General features: G+C 35.1%; 13 protein-coding genes, 2 tRNA genes and 1 CRISPR repeat array (1 of these 16 only partly in view). Of the genes, 3 read left to right on the top strand and 12 right to left on the bottom strand.

Annotated features, from left to right (window positions below; translation table 11 throughout):
• A CRISPR array of direct repeats spans positions 1-3,010; the repeat unit is 29 nt; unit sequence GTTTCATCTGAACCATGTGGGATATAAAG (it extends 4,908 nt beyond the left edge of the window).
• 227 nt (positions 3,011-3,237) lie between these two features.
• The 4 genes from THEYE_RS09950 to THEYE_RS09935 form a co-directional block, all read right to left on the bottom strand.
• Entirely contained in the window at positions 3,238-5,454 is a 2,217-nt protein-coding gene (locus THEYE_RS09950; RefSeq protein ID WP_012545385.1) for a hypothetical protein, read from the bottom strand.
• 21 nt (positions 5,455-5,475) lie between these two features.
• Entirely contained in the window at positions 5,476-5,907 is a 432-nt protein-coding gene (locus THEYE_RS09945) for a hypothetical protein (protein WP_012546783.1), read from the bottom strand.
• 148 nt (positions 5,908-6,055) lie between these two features.
• The gene (locus tag THEYE_RS09940; RefSeq protein WP_012545393.1) at positions 6,056-6,754 is read right to left on the bottom strand and encodes a hypothetical protein; all 699 of its coding nucleotides are present in this window, start codon (positions 6,752-6,754) and stop codon (positions 6,056-6,058) included.
• 130 nt (positions 6,755-6,884) lie between these two features.
• Positions 6,885-7,115, bottom strand: a complete 231-nt coding sequence (locus THEYE_RS09935; RefSeq protein ID WP_164924876.1) for a hypothetical protein — start codon at positions 7,113-7,115, stop codon at positions 6,885-6,887.
• Positions 7,116-7,518: 403 nt separating this feature from the next.
• On the opposite strand from THEYE_RS09935, the gene THEYE_RS09930 reads away from it, so the two are divergent.
• The gene (locus THEYE_RS09930) at positions 7,519-7,749 is read left to right on the top strand and encodes a hypothetical protein (RefSeq protein WP_028842903.1); all 231 of its coding nucleotides are present in this window, start codon (positions 7,519-7,521) and stop codon (positions 7,747-7,749) included.
• Between the two features lie 337 nt (positions 7,750-8,086).
• Here the strand turns inward: THEYE_RS09930 and THEYE_RS09925 are convergent.
• The 7 genes from THEYE_RS09925 to pilB all read right to left on the bottom strand — a co-directional run bounded on the left by THEYE_RS09925 (position 8,087) and on the right by pilB (position 14,862).
• Positions 8,087-8,161: transfer RNA gene (locus THEYE_RS09925), tRNA-Asp, on the bottom strand.
• Positions 8,162-8,170: 9 nt separating this feature from the next.
• A tRNA-Val gene (locus THEYE_RS09920) sits at positions 8,171-8,243 on the bottom strand.
• A 68-nt stretch (positions 8,244-8,311) separates the two neighbouring features.
• The gene (locus tag THEYE_RS09915; RefSeq protein WP_012545101.1) at positions 8,312-10,222 is read right to left on the bottom strand and encodes a CHASE2 domain-containing protein; all 1,911 of its coding nucleotides are present in this window, start codon (positions 10,220-10,222) and stop codon (positions 8,312-8,314) included.
• Positions 10,222-10,986 (bottom strand): 3',5'-cyclic-nucleotide phosphodiesterase, encoded by a 765-nt coding sequence (locus THEYE_RS09910; protein WP_012546308.1) that lies wholly within the window; start codon positions 10,984-10,986, stop codon positions 10,222-10,224. Before THEYE_RS09910 ends, THEYE_RS09915 begins: the two co-directional genes overlap by 1 nt.
• Positions 10,983-12,068, bottom strand: coding sequence for a GAF and HD-GYP domain-containing protein (locus tag THEYE_RS09905; protein ID WP_012545054.1), 1,086 nt, complete (start codon positions 12,066-12,068; stop codon positions 10,983-10,985). Before THEYE_RS09905 ends, THEYE_RS09910 begins: the two co-directional genes overlap by 4 nt.
• On the bottom strand, positions 12,068-13,144 hold the full coding sequence (locus THEYE_RS09900; protein WP_012545957.1) for an HD domain-containing phosphohydrolase: 1,077 nt from the start codon (positions 13,142-13,144) through the stop codon (positions 12,068-12,070). The genes THEYE_RS09905 and THEYE_RS09900 overlap by 1 nt, the downstream gene beginning before the upstream one ends.
• Entirely contained in the window at positions 13,144-14,862 is a 1,719-nt protein-coding gene (pilB, locus tag THEYE_RS09895; protein WP_012546881.1) for a type IV-A pilus assembly ATPase PilB, read from the bottom strand. Before pilB ends, THEYE_RS09900 begins: the two co-directional genes overlap by 1 nt.
• Before the next feature lie 311 nt (positions 14,863-15,173).
• Between pilB and gltX the strand changes: the two genes are divergently transcribed.
• Positions 15,174-16,571 (top strand): glutamate--tRNA ligase, encoded by a 1,398-nt coding sequence (gene gltX / locus THEYE_RS09890; RefSeq protein ID WP_012545418.1) that lies wholly within the window; start codon positions 15,174-15,176, stop codon positions 16,569-16,571.
• On the top strand, positions 16,561-16,737 hold the full coding sequence (locus tag THEYE_RS09885; RefSeq protein WP_012545155.1) for a Trm112 family protein: 177 nt from the start codon (positions 16,561-16,563) through the stop codon (positions 16,735-16,737). Before gltX ends, THEYE_RS09885 begins: the two co-directional genes overlap by 11 nt.
• On the opposite strand, the gene THEYE_RS09880 is transcribed toward THEYE_RS09885, so the two are convergent.
• Positions 16,731-17,171, bottom strand: coding sequence for a 23S rRNA (pseudouridine(1915)-N(3))-methyltransferase RlmH (locus THEYE_RS09880; protein WP_012546553.1), 441 nt, complete (start codon positions 17,169-17,171; stop codon positions 16,731-16,733). The genes THEYE_RS09885 and THEYE_RS09880 overlap by 7 nt on opposite strands.
• Positions 17,172-17,173: the final 2 nt, after the last annotated feature.

Raw genomic sequence — 17,173 nt, 5'->3', positions numbered from 1 at the left:
TCTTTCTCGCTCATCAGCACATCTGTTTCATCTGAACCATGTGGGATATAAAGTAGAAGATACTCAAGCCAATGAGAAAACTGACATGTTGTTTCATCTGAACCATGTGGGATATAAAGTTCGGTTGTGTTTTTTAGTGTTCTGTAAAACAAGTATGTTTCATCTGAACCATGTGGGATATAAAGGTTGGAGAAATTGCTTACATAACAATAGAAGCAGTAGTTTCATCTGAACCATGTGGGATATAAAGCAGAGATTACTTTTTTGTCTTTTACAGCAGTGGTTGCCGTTTCATCTGAACCATGTGGGATATAAAGGTTGGAGAAATTGCTTACATAACAATAGAAGCAGTAGTTTCATCTGAACCATGTGGGATATAAAGCAGAGATTACTTTTTTGTCTTTTACAGCAGTGGTTGCCGTTTCATCTGAACCATGTGGGATATAAAGTAAAGAAATCATCATTAGAAATTTCAACTTCAAATTCGTTTCATCTGAACCATGTGGGATATAAAGGTTCAAGCTCTTGTTCACTTCTTGCAAATACATGCTGTTTCATCTGAACCATGTGGGATATAAAGTCGAGTCCTGATAATTATATAAATCCATCAACTCCGTTTCATCTGAACCATGTGGGATATAAAGCCAAAGGCGGTGGTACTGAATTTCTCTATATAATGCGTTTCATCTGAACCATGTGGGATATAAAGTTAATTTAATTCTCTCTATAGGAACTTCAAAGAGAAGTTTCATCTGAACCATGTGGGATATAAAGGCAGGATTAATTATAGGAGTTTTTACTCTTAACATCGTTTCATCTGAACCATGTGGGATATAAAGTTTGCTTTTAATGAAATATTAGCATTATTTATTAAAGTTTCATCTGAACCATGTGGGATATAAAGCTTGCATAGACAAGCCAAGCCTCTGACAGGCAGCCTCAAGGTTTCATCTGAACCATGTGGGATATAAAGGCAGGTATTTTCAATTGCTCCCTTAAACACATTCCCCTCGTTTCATCTGAACCATGTGGGATATAAAGCAGGTCAAGCTGTCCTATGTCTAATTTTTTCTTCATCGTTTCATCTGAACCATGTGGGATATAAAGAAAGTATGTATAGAGCTTCTTTTTCTGATTTCTTTCTAGTTTCATCTGAACCATGTGGGATATAAAGACAGTTTTAATAATTACCCTTGATTCACTTATGTAAAGTTTCATCTGAACCATGTGGGATATAAAGGCCTGATGCAGAGAATCTTTTTATTACTCCTTCAATGTTTCATCTGAACCATGTGGGATATAAAGTATACCCTGCAGTAATGTTCTGATAAATTATAAAAAGTTTCATCTGAACCATGTGGGATATAAAGTATAAGCCCTATAATTTTCTGTCTGTTTTTAGAACCGTTTCATCTGAACCATGTGGGATATAAAGACCGGGAGTATGCTGCAGTATCTTTACTATTTCTTCCTGTTTCATCTGAACCATGTGGGATATAAAGACGTTTTCGGTTCGGCGGGGTACTCTTTGTTAATTGTGTTTCATCTGAACCATGTGGGATATAAAGTTTTTCTTAACAACCCCGCCAGAGGATTTAGTCCCTGTTTCATCTGAACCATGTGGGATATAAAGGATTGAATCTGTCATATCTGTAATCCACAATCCCCGTTTCATCTGAACCATGTGGGATATAAAGAATGTTCGCCGCAGGTCATGCCAACGGACATCCTCAAGTTTCATCTGAACCATGTGGGATATAAAGTCCAATTACCCTTGCAAGTTCAGCAACATTAATGCGTGTTTCATCTGAACCATGTGGGATATAAAGTTTTTTCCTGAAGAGAAACTGCCTTATTTATATTGTGTTTCATCTGAACCATGTGGGATATAAAGCTTAGCAAGAAAACAGAGCAAACAAGAGCTAAAAAAGTTTCATCTGAACCATGTGGGATATAAAGTCAGAGGAGGGACTACCATAGCAGGAGGGATTGCGAGTTTCATCTGAACCATGTGGGATATAAAGCAATAATCCTTAGCATCTACCACCTCACGAAAGGTATGGTTTCATCTGAACCATGTGGGATATAAAGACTGTATAGTTCACAAGTATGTTTATTGCACGGTTAAGTTTCATCTGAACCATGTGGGATATAAAGTTTACTGGAGGTAGGAATAAACTTATAAAATATATTTTGTTTCATCTGAACCATGTGGGATATAAAGCAAGACCTCGCAATGGAATATCTTTGGGGTAGAATAGTTTCATCTGAACCATGTGGGATATAAAGACGATTTAGAATTAGAAAGGAAAGCTAAGCAAGAAGCAGTTTCATCTGAACCATGTGGGATATAAAGCTTCCCCACGCAAGCTCAATGAAGTTATATCCGCTCAGTTTCATCTGAACCATGTGGGATATAAAGAGTTATATTTAGTTGCTAATTCCAAAAGTATTTTTCGTTTCATCTGAACCATGTGGGATATAAAGTGCACTTGCCATTACCTACGCCAGCGAAAAATATCCAGTTTCATCTGAACCATGTGGGATATAAAGTCTAAAAATAATTCTCTTTCTGCTTTTCTTCTCAATGTTTCATCTGAACCATGTGGGATATAAAGGCAATGACACCAAAAATTTTCTTTGATGAATCTGAAGTTTCATCTGAACCATGTGGGATATAAAGTCTGGAGAAATCTGCAATTGATTACTCTGTATTCTGTTTCATCTGAACCATGTGGGATATAAAGGTGACAGATGAAGTAAGTGAAGTCAGCACCGTTCTTAGTTTCATCTGAACCATGTGGGATATAAAAGTTATCAGATGGAAGAGGTTCAAACAGAAGATGGAAGTTTCATCTGAACCATGTGGGATATAAAGTGATAAAGGCAGATTGTGAAAAGATGAGGATACACTTGTTTCATCTGAACCATGTGGGATATAAAGCAGTGGGTTAGACAGATTTTTGAAAAGATTAAATCCTGTTTCATCTGAACCATGTGGGATATAAAGGGGGTGAGCAATTTTACAGTATTTGTAAACTCATTATAATTTCTTATCTGAGACATGTTAGGGACTTCTTTGACTGCGATTTAGACGAAGAATCTCCTCCTCTGTTAGGGGACTCTTGCAAGTCAGTTTCATCAAGGAAAGCCCTCGGGGTGACCCTTGCAATTAAGATTCCTTGATATTATAAGCCTCCTTCGGAACAACAACTATCAATTGCGAACCATTTTGTTTTATTTAAAAATTTTCTTGAAAGTGTCTTTAAGTTCATTTACTGCCTTTTCAAAGACGTTTCCCTCTGTGTTTTCAGAACCCTGACCCTGAGTTTTCTGCTCATCTATTTTTTTCAAATTTTCGTTGTTAAAATTCGCCTCTATGGGTTTATTTTTCGGCTGTTTTTCTTCCATTTTCTGTAATGCTTCTTCTGCTTCTTTGAAATCTATCAGAGCAGGTGCAATTAATTCACGATTGTACTCAAGTTTTTTAGCATCATGGTCTGGATTTAATGATTGTGCTGACCTTCTTGCAGGATCTTTAACTTCCCATTCATCATATTCTCTCTTTGTTTTTATTTTCTGGGTTGCATCAAAGGCTGCCTTTGCCCATTTCGCTGCCTTTTGCTGTCTTGGTGTAAGTTTTGGGAAAACTTCTTTACTTGTGAGATGGTCTAACCACTTACCACCAAGATAGTTGTTTAAATCATAAAACAGTCCTTCGTAGTCTTCTTTCCCTAATTTACAAAGTATTCCAGTTACATTTAAAAATTCATCGGCATACTTTCCATAAACAGGAAATCTCTTTATATAATCAAGCATTACAAACTGATCAGCATTTTGTGCCTCTAAGGCACAAACAAGGCTCACCATAAAATGCTCAGGCGTATCCTTTGAGACAACTGCAAGGGCATCTGATTGGACTAAACTTTCATCAATTCCTCCTAAATCTCTGCCTTCTTCATCTGTTAAAACTAACTCTCCCACTATTCTGTAATTGTGAATGCCATCACTCATCATTTTTACTGCAGGATAGGCATATTTGGTTATGTTGTAAACTGTCTCCTCACCTGAACTGTAAGACAACACTGTAAGAACATTGTTTCCACCTGAAGATGCCATTACAGGTGTTATTTTTGTTATTCCATTAAAGACCATATCTGCTGGTAAATCAGGCGTTTTATTTACCCATTGAGGTTTAAGCCTTACTCCAACAGTCTGACCATTCCATACTTTACGTGAGGCACTGCTAAAGTAAAGCCCAAGATTTAACTTAGGAAAATACTTGCTTACCAAAGAAAGTGTAAAGGGGTGTCTGTCTCCGTATGCACCCTGCACTGCTTTAATTTTATCAAAGGCAAGACCTAAACCAACATTGACTGTTGCAATGTCTCTTTCCTCCCCTGTGCTTACTTTTATTTCATACTTCTTCGGTTGTGTAACTTTACCACCATTGTAATAAAAAAGTGCCTCTGCAATGCCTTTACTGTCTGATTTAGTCTCTATAGTAACCCCTTTTTTATCGCCTATAACTAAATAAGCGTCTTTAGGACTCTTAACTATGTGAAATGTTACAGGTGTATTTGGCTTTGTCTCTGCTATTATTTTTGCAGGAAGTTTGTTAGTTGCAGGTAGATAGGCAATGCTCCACAGGTCATCACCTGCAGCAGAAGGCATTGCGATTACTCTTACTTCTGGTGATTCCTGTTTTAGTTGTTCTTTTTGGACTTCTTTTGGTTTTTCTACGGGTTGTTCAACAGGAACACTTTTACCCATCAATTTAGCAACTGCTGATTCACCAAGTTTTTTTAGTGTATCAATATCATATGCAGTAACTTCTATAAAAACATTAGCATAACTCCAAAGACCTACATAAATATTGTAAAACTTTTGTCCACCAGCCATAGCACATTGTTTATATATGTAATAGTTTGACTTAAAAGGAATGGGAGATATTTTATCTGGATTTGCATAAAAATCACATTTATTGTGTTCGTCTGGCAGATTAGATTCTACAAACAAATGAGGACAGTTACCACCTGAGCAAACATTTCTTATTTTTTTGTCAATAATTTTTAAATATGTATAGGTATTGGGATGAACTTTTTTCCCACCAAAATATTTCTGAGCATTCTCCCACGAAACTATATAATAATCAAGCGTTACTAATTTTCCTTTTATTTGCCATTCAAAGTGAAGTTTTTTGCCATACTCTTGTTCATCGCTCTTTCTTGATAGCCCCCCTTTAGTTGTAGCCTTTAATTCTGTGATAGTCCCTCCATAAAATTTAAAGGATACAGGTTTAAAATTAAGAAGTTCTCTTGGCACCATATCAGAAACAAGAGGAGGATTGTACTCATCAAGAGACTTTTCAAAATAAGGAGTTTGCGACTGAGCAGTAAGTAATTGAGGAATTAAAATTAAAAAGATTGAAAGAAAATAAAAATACGTTCGCATTTTTTCTCCTTCTTCGTCAATTTAAAACCATATTTTGTATTCAAATTCATAGCCATTCTGTTGCGATATCTGCTTTATCTTTTCCCTAATTACCTTAAAATCAAACTTGTAATTGTATTTCTGCCCAAAAAGATTTGACTGTTCCTCAATGGTCTCCTCTATTGGTGTGCCAAAGCCCTGTTTGGTTTTGTATTTCTTGAAAGTAAACCCTGAGCTCATCTCATCATCACCTGCGGAAGAGGAAAGCCCAAACCCTGTTTCTTTAAGCATCTCGGAAAAAATAAACTTTCTATAGATATCATCAATTTTGAATTTGATTATATACATGAGTTTTTTCCTTGAAAGAAAAGATTTTCTTTCTGCTATAACTGTCTCAAATTTATATGTATCCTTCTTTTCTTCCAAACTGCCATCATAATTCTGTAATAATTTTTTTATTTCATCAATAAGCATTTTTCCTCCCCCTGAAGTTAAAGTATTTGGCTGTTTGATTTTGTAAAAAATAAGGAGACTCTTCGGCTAAAGCCTCATAATGAAAGAAAAGGGAAATGTCATCCTGAGCTATAGGCGAAGGGTTTGCGAAGAATCTCCTCCATGTTCATTATTTTTTTCCGCCCAGATCACATGAAGCAAAGGGTTTTTTAGGGTCTTTAACACAATTTTGCTGAATGGTTTTATTCTGATTCTGATTTTGTGTCTGTGTCATCTGTCTATTCTGGTTTTGCTGTGCTGGATTTCCTCCCATATCCTGAATCACCAGATTAGGAGCGATTTTTTCTGTCTGTTTTTGTTGCTGAGGCTGCTGTTGATTGCTGCTCTGAGGTACAGGTTTTTTCCCTGTGAGAATGTCTCTCATTTCTTCTGGAGATACCATTTTAGGTTGATTTTGACTATTTGCCTTTTCTTCCTCAGAGCGAGGTTTTGAAACAAATATAGAATTCATCTTCTTTGGGTCTGTTTTTGTTTTGATAACATCTGGTTTGGTGGGAGTGTTTTGAATTGTAACGGATTTGTTTTCTGGAGTAGTTTGAGCTTGTGGATTAGTTTTTTGTTGAGGTAAATTCGGATTTTGACTGGAAGTAGTATTCTTTTTGAGATTTGCAGGGCATTTGTCATATATACACTTAATCATATCACTTACGCTTGTAGAAGGTTTCTGAGAGGGAGATTTTGAAAAATCCTTCATCTGGAATGCCTGAGACTGTTGTTGATTCCCTTGAGCATGTGCATCAAACACGGCAACCCATAGAAAAATAAAAACCGTCAATGTGAGTGTTAATACTGAGAGTTGTTTTGTCATGGTTTTTCTCCTTTCTTTAAATTGATAATATATCAGCATTTTCTCAATAAAATTTTACAATATTTTACAATCTCTGTCACGATTATCACATACCCACCATAACCTATGCTCGAAGTTTACAGCCAAAGTATTACACATACTTTACTTTCTTTCCAGTAATGAAAATTTCCTCAATTACATCTGTTATCACAAACTTTTCCCAACTCTCTCCAGCAAACTCTGTAACTTCAGCACAGTAAGGGCAGATATATCTCTTTCCTTCCTTAACTGGCTCTGCTGCACAGAGTTTTTTAATAGCCTCTCCTTTGAAGTTAACTGCGTAAGCCTCAAAGGAGACTGAGATGAAGATAAAAATAAACATAATTATAATCAATCGTGTCTTCATATTCAAAGTATATAAAAACTTTTTTTATTCATCAAGGTAAAAATACCCTTCTTGTTCAGAAAAATCTATTTTCTATAATTCCGAGTCAGAGTACTCCCTGCGATTTAGGAGAAAAGCCTTCTCGTTTTTTCCTTTTTGAACAACAGGAGAGATTCCTCGCATTCCTTGCGAGTGCTTGAAACAATAAAAAGCATGTCATTCTGATGCTGAGCAACAAGGGAGAAAACTTTTCTTCCATTTATCTATTTTATTTAATTGGCGGAGTATTCTATGATGCGTTGGATACCCATCTTCCTTATAATTTATACATAGTTACCTTCTATTTGCAAAGGAAAAGATAATAGGGTATAATCCAAAAACAGAGATATGAAGAACGGAAATGCCAGACCAAGTCTTAACTAATACAATTTATTTTATTCTTCTTCTTCCTTTTTCTATCATTGCCGCTGTTATGGTGTATCTTATTACCTATAACGAGTATATGCACCACTACACAACAAAAAAAGAGCCAAGAAAGATAGCCCTTGAAACGGCAATTTTTACTTTTGTTTTCTTTATTGTTGTGGGATTCTTTATCGTCTATGTATTGATAAATTGGATAGAAAAATAATGATTGCACTGCACCTCATTTTTGAGGATGCTTTTTAGCATTCCAATTTGTGCAGCCTTATGCAACATGTCTTAGCTGTTCCTTATTTTCATTCATGCCTCTCTTCTGCTTATGCAAAAAGTTTAACCTCTACTAATTGACTGTGTCCACTTTCTATGAGGTTTAGTATAGGGAGCAGATTTAAAGACAGTTCAAGAACTATTGGGGCACATAACCTTAGCAATGATTCTAAGATATTCTCACCATAAAAAAGCAGTAAAACTACTTGATAAAAAGTTTTATCACAGTGGTTTATCACAGTAGATGGAGATACTCTGAAAACCCTTGAAAATATTTACGGGGTGGACGGGACTTGAACCCGCGGCCTCTTGCGTGACAGGCAAGCGTTCTAACCGTGCTGAACTACCACCCCACGGTCACATGGGCGGAACAGGTTTCGAACCTGTGGCCTCAGCCTTGTAAGGGCTGCGCTCTCCCATCTGAGCTATCCGCCCGTATTTTTTAAACTACTATAATATTTAAGAATTTGTCAAGAAATTAAGGAAAATCATTGCATTATGAACTATCTGAGAGAAACTTTAAAAATTTTAACTGGAGTTTCCTTGCCTTTTACTAAAATAGTCCCCAGTTCTTCAACATATATTGAATCCAGATATTCGGAGTCAATTGTTTCTTTCATTCTTTCATAGGTAAACTCAGAAATCAATATTTCGGAATCAAACTGTTTATTTAATTTCTCAAGACGACATGCTAAGTTTACATGGTCACCAATTACTGTATAATCCATTTTTTTCCCTTCTGCTCCAATATTGCCAACAAGAACCTCCCCTGTGCTTATACCAATTCCTATTTTTAATAAAGGTTTATTTTCTGCCTTCCATTTACTGTGTAGATATCTAAGTTTGCTAATCATTTCAATAGCGCATTTTAATGCTTTCTCTGGATGATCATTCTGCGGAAGAGGAGCACCCCAGAAAACCATTATTGCATCACCCATAAATTTATCAAGAGTTCCCTCCCATTTAAAAATAATTTCTGCCATCGTACTGAAATACTCATTAAGAATTTCAACAACTTTTTCCGGAGGGAGTTTTTCAGACAGTGTTGTAAAGTCTCTAATGTCAGAGAATAATACTGTTACTTCTCTTCGTGCTCCTCCAAGTTTAGCCATTGAAGGATTTTTAATAAGTTCATTCACAATCTTTTCAGTAACATAACTTGAAAATATTTTTTTTATTTGTCTTGCCTCCTTTTCAGAGTAAGCATACTTTATTGTGATTGTTGTTAGAAATTGAGTGACTAAATTTCCTGAAATATAAACAATAGAAAGCCATATTCCGTTTTTAAAGAAAACAAATGAGATTGAAAAAACTATTACAAGCAGAGACATCAAAACAATCATGGAGTAACCTGCTTTTAATTTTTTGTAAAACAGAATGCTTATTATTCCTGATAAAAAGATTAATAGCGAAACTAAAAATGAAGAGGCTGGCAAAAGAGTTTTCCCATCAATGATTGCTGCGACAACATTAGCATGTTTTTCAACACCGGGAAGCACGGAGCTTAGTGGAGTAACCCTTAAATCATAAATTCCAACAGCAGTTGCACCAACTATTACAATTTTATTCTCAATATCTTCTTTTTTAACTTTATCTTCAAGGATATCAACAATTGAAATATGTTTAAATGTTTCATTTCCTCCATAATAGGGAATTAAAAATCTCCCCCATGGGTCAGTAGGTATATATCTTTTGCCAAGATAGACTCCTCTGTTAGCATCAATTGCCTGTTTTTCAGGAGGGATGCCAAGATACATAGAGACTGTTTTAAGTGAAAGTGAGGGAATCATATATCCATAATACTCAATGAATAAAACTTCCCATCTTATTGTTCCATCAGGATCAGGAAACATATTAATATGTCCAAATCCTGCTGCATTTTCAGCAAGAATTTTTTGACAGACAAGAACATTTTTGGAAGAAATAGGATGATACCTTTTAAGGTTTTGAGTATTTAAAACAGGAAAGGCTGAAGAAATTATTGTTAACTCTTCTGGGGCATTTTCATTAAAAAAGAAAACAACAGGCAAAATGACATTTCCTGCTTTTGATATGCTATCTGCCAAAACTCTATCATTCTGTTCATGTTCACTTAGTATGATATCAAAGGTAATAACTGCAGCTTCAAGCTCTGAGAGTTTATCAATAACTTTGGCTATTTTATCTCTGCTCCAGGGCCATCTCCCAAATTTTTCAAGAGAAGCCTCATCTATTGCGGCAATAACTACACTTTTTGGAGGAGTTTCCTGACCGCGAAGATGAAAAAATAAATCATATATTTTCATATCAACAAGTTCAAATGGATAGGGTTTTATATAAAAAAGCACCAAGAAAATAATCACAATAAAAACACTGACTATAGTTTCTTTATTTTTTTGTGCTCTGAGTAGTTGTATCAGCTTGTTAATATCCATCAAATTTTTATTGATTCTCTACCCTGAAGAATCTCTATTTTGTAATCCGAATATTTTTTCAATTCTCTTTCAATAGCTTTTTTGTAAAGAGGCTTTATATGAGTTATAAAAATTTTTTCAGGTTTCTGATTGAATAGCTTCAGGTCCTCGAAAAGAAGTCTTGGCGTTAAATGCCCAGTTTTAGTAGCAAGGTCTTTCATTTTATCAGGTAGAGAAACTTCTATAATTAAGGCATTCAATTTTTTATTTAAAAACTTTTTCCATGTATTGATTGCAGGTCCCGTATCTCCTGTATAAAAAAAACTCCTTCCTTCCTTCTCAACAAGAAAGCCAACTGCTGGAACAGTGTGATTCATTCTATAAGCAGTTATTTTATATCCATCTAATAAGATAGATTTTTCTTCATGAATGATTTTCAAATCTAAAATAGAGTTTTTAACATCTGGAATAACTGTAAAATCAGGCCATAGCCTGTAATTAAGTAAATGTTTTTTTATATCATCAATAACTTCCTTTATTGAATAGATATTTATCCTTTTAGATTTACCACTTAAAATTATATTATCAGCAAGAAAAGGAATGTCCCTTATATGGTCTAAATGAGCATGGGTTATGAATATGTGCTCTATTTTCTGTTGAGCAGTAAAACTTAGAGAACTTGTAACACCCCCTGCATCAAAAAGTATTTTATTGTTTAAAAGAAAAGAAGAAAGATGATGACCAGGGATATCAGAGCCTGAAGCTCCAAGAACTCTTATTTTCATAGCTTTTTCATTTTAGTGAATGCTTTCTGGAATGCATCAATAACATGAGGATCAAACTGTGTCCCTGCTTTATTCTGTAATTCCTTCATCGCTTCATTAACTGAAAGAGCTTTTCTGTAAGGTCTGTCGGTGGTCATTGCATCAAAGGTATCAGCTACTGCGATAATTCTTGCAATTAGAGGGATTTCATAGCCTTTTAGCTGGTCAGGATACCCTGAACCACTAAATTCTTCATGATGATGTTTCACACCGGGAATAATATCTTTAAGTTGTTTAACATAATTAAGAATTTCTGCACCATAAATTGTGTGATTTTGTATAATCTTAAACTCCTCATCAGAAAGTTCTTCTTTTTTTAGCAAAATTTCATCTCTTATCCCAATTTTGCCTATATCATGAAGGATAGCTGCGAGTCTTAATTTTTCAATTTCTTTTTTGCTGAGTTCCATCTCAATCCCTATTGCAACACTATAATCCATGACTCTTTTAGTATGACCTCCTGTATAAGGATCTCTTTTTTCAATTGTATCTGCAAGTGCAAAAACAATTGAATAAAAAGTCTCTTTAAGCTCTTCATAAAGTCTTGCATTTTCTATTGCTACAGCAACCTGACTTGCAAGTGCCCTGAGTAGCTCAAGATCATATTCATTAAAAAGTGAGTTTTTTTTATTTATAGCCTGAATTACACCAAGAACTTTATCTTTAATCATTACAGGTAAACAAATCATTGTTTTTGTTTTAAATCCTGATTTTTCATCTGCACCTTTGTAGAATCGGGGGTCCTTCTGGACATCATTTATTATGACTGCCTCTTTGTGTTTTGCAACCCATCCAGCAATACCCTGACCCTTTTTGAGTTTTATCATTTTCACTTTTTCAGCTTTTTCTCCAAGAGCAACATCAAAATAAAGCTCTTCTAATTCTTCATCAAAAAGAAGAAGACTTCCTGCCTCACAATTGACAAGTTTTACTGCTGCCAATGCTGCTTTTTTTCTTATTTCTTCAATTTCAAGGGAGGAATTAATTATTTTAGAGAATTCAAGGAGTTCTTTAAGATGTTCTAACAGAATTTCTTTTTCCATTAGTCTTTATATTTTTCTTTTATTTCAATAATTTTTTCAATATTACTAAGAAAAGTGTCAACAATTTGAGGATCAAAAGCTTTTTCTTTCATAATTTCCATATAATTTATAGCGGCATCAATGCTCCATGACTCTCTATTCCCTTTATCTGTTGTAAGTGTATCAAAGTTATCAACAACACTTACTATTCTTGCCCAGAGAGATATTTCTGTCTCTCTTTTTCCAAAAGGATATCCTTTACCATCCCATCTTTCATGATGTTCAAGAGCTATTATTGCAGCCATTTGAAGAAGTTCACTTTCTTCATCAAAAAGAAGTTCATATCCAATTATTGGATGTTTTTTCATAACTTCCCATTCATCAGGCTCAAGTCTGCCTGATTTTTGAAGAATACTGTCTGGAATTCCAATCTTGCCAATGTCATGCATTGTTGAAGCTAACATAAGCAGTTCACATTTTTCTTCATCTAATCCGAGTTTTTCTGCAAGCAGACTTGAAATAAGTCCGACTCTTAAAAAGTGATTAGGACTTTCTGGATCCTTGTATTCTGCAGCTTTTGAAAGTTTTATAAGTGCTTTTTTATGCACAGATTTGATTTTTTCATAAAGCATCTGGGTTTCAATTGCTGCTGCAGCAAATTCTGCAATAAGCTTCATTAATTTAATGTCCACACTGTTAAAATCATCCAATTTGTTTATTGCCTGATACACTCCAATTATTCTTCCTCTGGAATCAAAAATTGGTACCGCAAGAATGTTTCTTGTTGTGTAACCCGAAATTTTATCAACTTCGGGATTGAAAAATTTACTTTTATAAGCATCTGATGTGACATAGGTTTTCCCGGTTTTAACAACATATCCTGCTATCCCTGAAGTTATAGGAATTCTAATTTCCTTTACACCATGTGCAAATATTGTATATAGCTCCTTTTTTTGTTCATCTATAAGAAAAAGGCTACAACGGTCAACTTCAATTATATCCTTTGCAAGATTTGAAAGGATACTTATTAGATTATTTAAATTTTTCTCCCTTGATATCTTACCTGCGGCTTTAAGCAAAATTTCAAGCTTGTTCATCAGTCTTCCACCGTAACCCTTAAAACTTCTTCTATACTTGTTATTCCTGCCATTATTTTTCTAATTCCAGAATGTCTCAGTGTAAGCATTCCAAGTTTTATTGCTTCTTTTTTTATTTCATTTGTAGATGCACCTGTTAAAATAAGTTCTCTAATCTCATCCTTTATAGGCATAACTTCATAAAGAGCCACTCTTCCACGATATCCTGTTTGATTGCATTCAGCACATCCCTGGGCTTCATAAATTTTTAAACTATCAAACGATTCTTCAGGAAAACCGAGTTTAAGAAAGGTTTCTTTTGATATTTTTTGCTCTTTTTTACAGCTTTCACACAATTTTCTTACAAGCCTTTGGGCAACAATTAATATGACCGATGAGGCAATTAAAAAAGGTTCTATTCCCATATTTACCAGTCTTGTAATAGTACTTGGTGCATCATTTGTATGAAGCGTGCTCAGGACAAGATGTCCTGTGAGAGCTGCCTTTATTGCTATTTCTGCTGTTTCAAAATCTCTTATCTCTCCGACAAGAATTATATCTGGATCCTGTCTTAAAAATGACCTCAATACCTGAGCAAAGGTTCGTCCAATGTCTTCCTGGACCTGAACCTGTGTAATTCTTGGAAGGGTATACTCAACAGGGTCTTCAACAGTAACAATGTTTACCTCAGGTTTTCTAAGTTTCATGAGAGAAGAATACAGTGTGGTTGTTTTACCAGAGCCAGTTGGTCCTGTAACAAGTATCATTCCATAAGGTTTACTGAGAGCTTCAATAAAAAAATTCAGAGATTCTTCTTCAAAACCAAGCTTTGTAAGGTCAAGCTGGAGCGAGCCTTTTTCAAGAATTCTTAAAACAATTTTCTCACCAAATATTGATGGAAGTGTTGAAACTCTAAAATCAACCTCTTTTTTGCCTATTTTCATCTTTATTCTTCCATCCTGAGGAAGTCTTCTCTCTGAGATATCCATGTTTGCCATGATCTTAATTCTCGTGATAAGAGCACTCTTAAGTTTTGGTGGCAAAGTTAAAATATCATGCAACACTCCATCTATTCTATATCTGATATATATATTGTCTTCAAAAGGTTCTATATGAATATCACTTGCCCTTTTTGAAATTGCATTCACAATTATCTGATTGACGAGCCTTATTAAAGGAGCATCTACTTCAAGAATAGCTTGTTCTTCTTCGGGTTGTGTTATAGACGGTTCCTGAACAGCGCTTTCAACAAGTTCATGAACAGTTTCTTTGCTATAAATTTCGGCTCCTTCTTCTCCAAAAAATTTATTTATTAAATTTTTGAAATCTGAGTCCTTTCCTATGTAAAAAAGAATTTTAAAACCGCTTAAAAAAAACTTAAGTTGTTCTAAAGCTATTTCATTTGCTGGGTCTGTAATTAAAACCCTGATTATATTTCCTTCTCTTAAGAATGGCAATACTTTGTATTTTCTTATTACATCCTCTGGAAGAAGTTTAACTACCAAGGGGTCAATTTTATAAGAGTCAATTTTAAATACAGGATAGCCATAAAGTTCGCTCATAGACTCTACCAATTCATCCTCTGTTATGTAGCCCAATTTTATAAGGGCGGCTCCAATTTTTATCCCTTCAATTTTTTGAACTGCTTGTGCATCAATAAGCTGTTTTTCAGAAATTTTACCTTTTTTTAAGAGAAATACTCCTATTGTTAGTCTTTCAGATGTTAATTTTGTTGACATTTTAAGTAATATAGCACAGTATAGAAGTTGTGTCAAAGCTAATTAAAGAGTCTGCTATGTTATACTATTTTTATTAGGTACAGAGGCTGTTCAATTTATAGGTGTCATTCTGAGGGGTGTAAATGACTCAGAGGAATCTTTCTTTGGTTAGGTAGGAAAAAATGGAGGAGATTCCTCACTTCGTTCGGAATGACAAAAAGTATTGGAATGACAGATGGACATAAACGAAAAATATCAGGACTTGTAGTTTATTAATTTTCAATAAATTACAAGTTTTTGAACAGTCTTTTAACTACAACAAAGGAGGGAAAGTGGTAAGGGTTAGATTTGCACCAAGTCCTACAGGACATTTACATATTGGAGGAGCAAGAACAGCGCTTTTTAACTGGCTCTTTGCAAGGCATCACAATGGAAAGTTTATTCTAAGGATTGAAGATACTGACAGGTCTCGTTCTACGGAAGAATACATTGAATCTATAATTGAGGCAATGAAATGGCTTGGGCTTGACTGGGATGAAGGTCCTTTCAGACAAACTGATAGAATGGAGGTCTACAAAGCCTATGCTTACAAGCTTCTTGAAGAAGGTAAAGCCTATCGTTGCTATTGCACTCCGGAAGAACTTGAGGAAAGAAGGCAACAGGCAATGAAAGAAGGGAAACCTCCAAGATATGACAGACGTTGTAGAGAGATAAAAGAAACTCTCAATAAGCCCTTTGCCATAAGATTTAAAATGCCCCTTGAGGGTGAAACAGTTGTTGATGACCTTGTAAAAGGTAAAGTTACTTTTAAAAACAGCGAAATTGAAGACCTTGTAATTCTAAGAAGCGATGGCACACCAACCTATAATTTCTGCGTGGTTGTTGATGACTTTGAAATGGGTATTACCCATGTAATAAGAGGTGAAGACCATCTAAATAATACTCCAAAGCAGATTCACATTTATCATGCTCTTGGCATGAATCCACCCGAGTTTGCTCATATTCCCATGATACTTGGCACTGACAGAGCTCGTTTAAGCAAGCGTCATGGTGCAACATCTGTTCTTTCTTACAGGGACGAGGGATATCTTTCCGATGCTTTAGTTAACTTTCTTGCCCGTCTTGGGTGGTCTTACGGAGACAAAGAGATATTTACAAGGGAAGAGTTAATAAAATATTTCAATCTTGAACAAGTTGGTAAGGCAAATGCTGTTTTCAATGCTGAAAAACTTCTGTGGCTTAACAGTGAATACATAAAGCTTACTCCTGAAGAAAAGCTTTTTGAGCTTGTAAAACCTTTTTTAATTAAAGAGGGATATTTAAAAGAAGGAGAAACACTGGATAAAGACTGGGCATGTAGGGCTATAAAATCACTTAAAGAAAGATGCAGAACCCTTAAAGAGCTTGCCCACGCAATGAGATACTATCTTCTTGATTATGTTGAAATAGAGCCAAAGGCAAAGGAAAAATATATAAACGCTGAGACAGTTCCTGTTCTCAGAGAGGTAACAGAAAAACTTGCAGCTCTTGAAGAATTCACTCAGGAAAGAATTGAAAAGATATTTATGGACATTGTGAATGAAAAGGGATTAAAGCTTGGACAAGTTGCACAGCCTGTAAGAGTTGTTATGACAGGTAGCACTGTGAGCCCTGGAATATATGAGGTTTTGGAGATTGCGGGTAAGGAAAAAACACTAAAGAGATTAAGGAGGGTCATAGATGCCTCTTGATAAAGAGTTGCTTGAAATTATAGTTTGCCCAAAATGCAAGGGAGATTTGATTTACGAAGAAGAAAAAGAAAGGCTTGTTTGCAAAAACTGCTCTGTTTATTATCCAATAAGAGAGGATATACCCATTCTTCTCATTGAAGAAGCTAAAAAGCTTGAAACTCAGTAATGATAACTCTTTCCATGAATAATTGTTATTGCCCTGTAGAGTTGCTCAAGAAGTAGGAGTCTTGATATTTCATGGGTAAAGGTTAGAGAGGAAAGGGAAAGTCTGAAAGAAGCAGCTTTAAAAACTGCTTCATTTACTCCATAGACGCCTCCAATTACGAACTGAGTAAGTGATTTATCTTTTATAAAATCGGCAAATTCTGTAGAGCTAAGGCTTTTACCGTCTCTGTGCAGAAGAATAAAATCACCTTTAAGTGAATTCAGAATTGTTTTTGATTCTTCCTCTGTGACTTTCTCCTTATCTCCATGTCCTTCTTTAAGCTCAATCAACTCAACTTTTGCAAAGGGACTGAGAAGTTTAATGTAATGGTCTATCCCTTCTTTTATGAACTTTGCCTTTGTTTTACCGGGGTAGTATATTTTAAATCTATACAAGT

This window comes from Thermodesulfovibrio yellowstonii DSM 11347 (genome assembly GCF_000020985.1).
In the GTDB taxonomy this organism is placed as follows: domain Bacteria; phylum Nitrospirota; class Thermodesulfovibrionia; order Thermodesulfovibrionales; family Thermodesulfovibrionaceae; genus Thermodesulfovibrio; species Thermodesulfovibrio yellowstonii.
Note: the sequence above shows the minus strand (reverse complement) of the source record. Positions and strands in the feature narration are given on the sequence as shown.

Excerpts from the sequence above, each read along its gene's own strand:
- THEYE_RS09900 (WP_012545957.1), bottom strand. The coding sequence starts at position 13,144 with ATGAACAAGCTTGAAATTTTGCTTAAAGCCGCAGGTAAGATATCAAGG.
- THEYE_RS09945 (WP_012546783.1), bottom strand. The coding sequence starts at position 5,907 with ATGCTTATTGATGAAATAAAAAAATTATTACAGAATTATGATGGCAGT.
- THEYE_RS09950 (WP_012545385.1), bottom strand. The coding sequence starts at position 5,454 with ATGCGAACGTATTTTTATTTTCTTTCAATCTTTTTAATTTTAATTCCT.
- THEYE_RS09885 (WP_012545155.1), top strand. The coding sequence starts at position 16,561 with ATGCCTCTTGATAAAGAGTTGCTTGAAATTATAGTTTGCCCAAAATGC.
- THEYE_RS09930 (WP_028842903.1), top strand. The coding sequence starts at position 7,519 with ATGCCAGACCAAGTCTTAACTAATACAATTTATTTTATTCTTCTTCTT.
- pilB (WP_012546881.1), bottom strand. The coding sequence starts at position 14,862 with ATGTCAACAAAATTAACATCTGAAAGACTAACAATAGGAGTATTTCTC.
- THEYE_RS09910 (WP_012546308.1), bottom strand. The coding sequence starts at position 10,986 with ATGAAAATAAGAGTTCTTGGAGCTTCAGGCTCTGATATCCCTGGTCAT.
- THEYE_RS09905 (WP_012545054.1), bottom strand. The coding sequence starts at position 12,068 with ATGGAAAAAGAAATTCTGTTAGAACATCTTAAAGAACTCCTTGAATTC.
- THEYE_RS09915 (WP_012545101.1), bottom strand. The coding sequence starts at position 10,222 with ATGGATATTAACAAGCTGATACAACTACTCAGAGCACAAAAAAATAAA.
- THEYE_RS09935 (WP_164924876.1), bottom strand. The coding sequence starts at position 7,115 with ATGTTTATTTTTATCTTCATCTCAGTCTCCTTTGAGGCTTACGCAGTT.
- THEYE_RS09940 (WP_012545393.1), bottom strand. The coding sequence starts at position 6,754 with ATGACAAAACAACTCTCAGTATTAACACTCACATTGACGGTTTTTATT.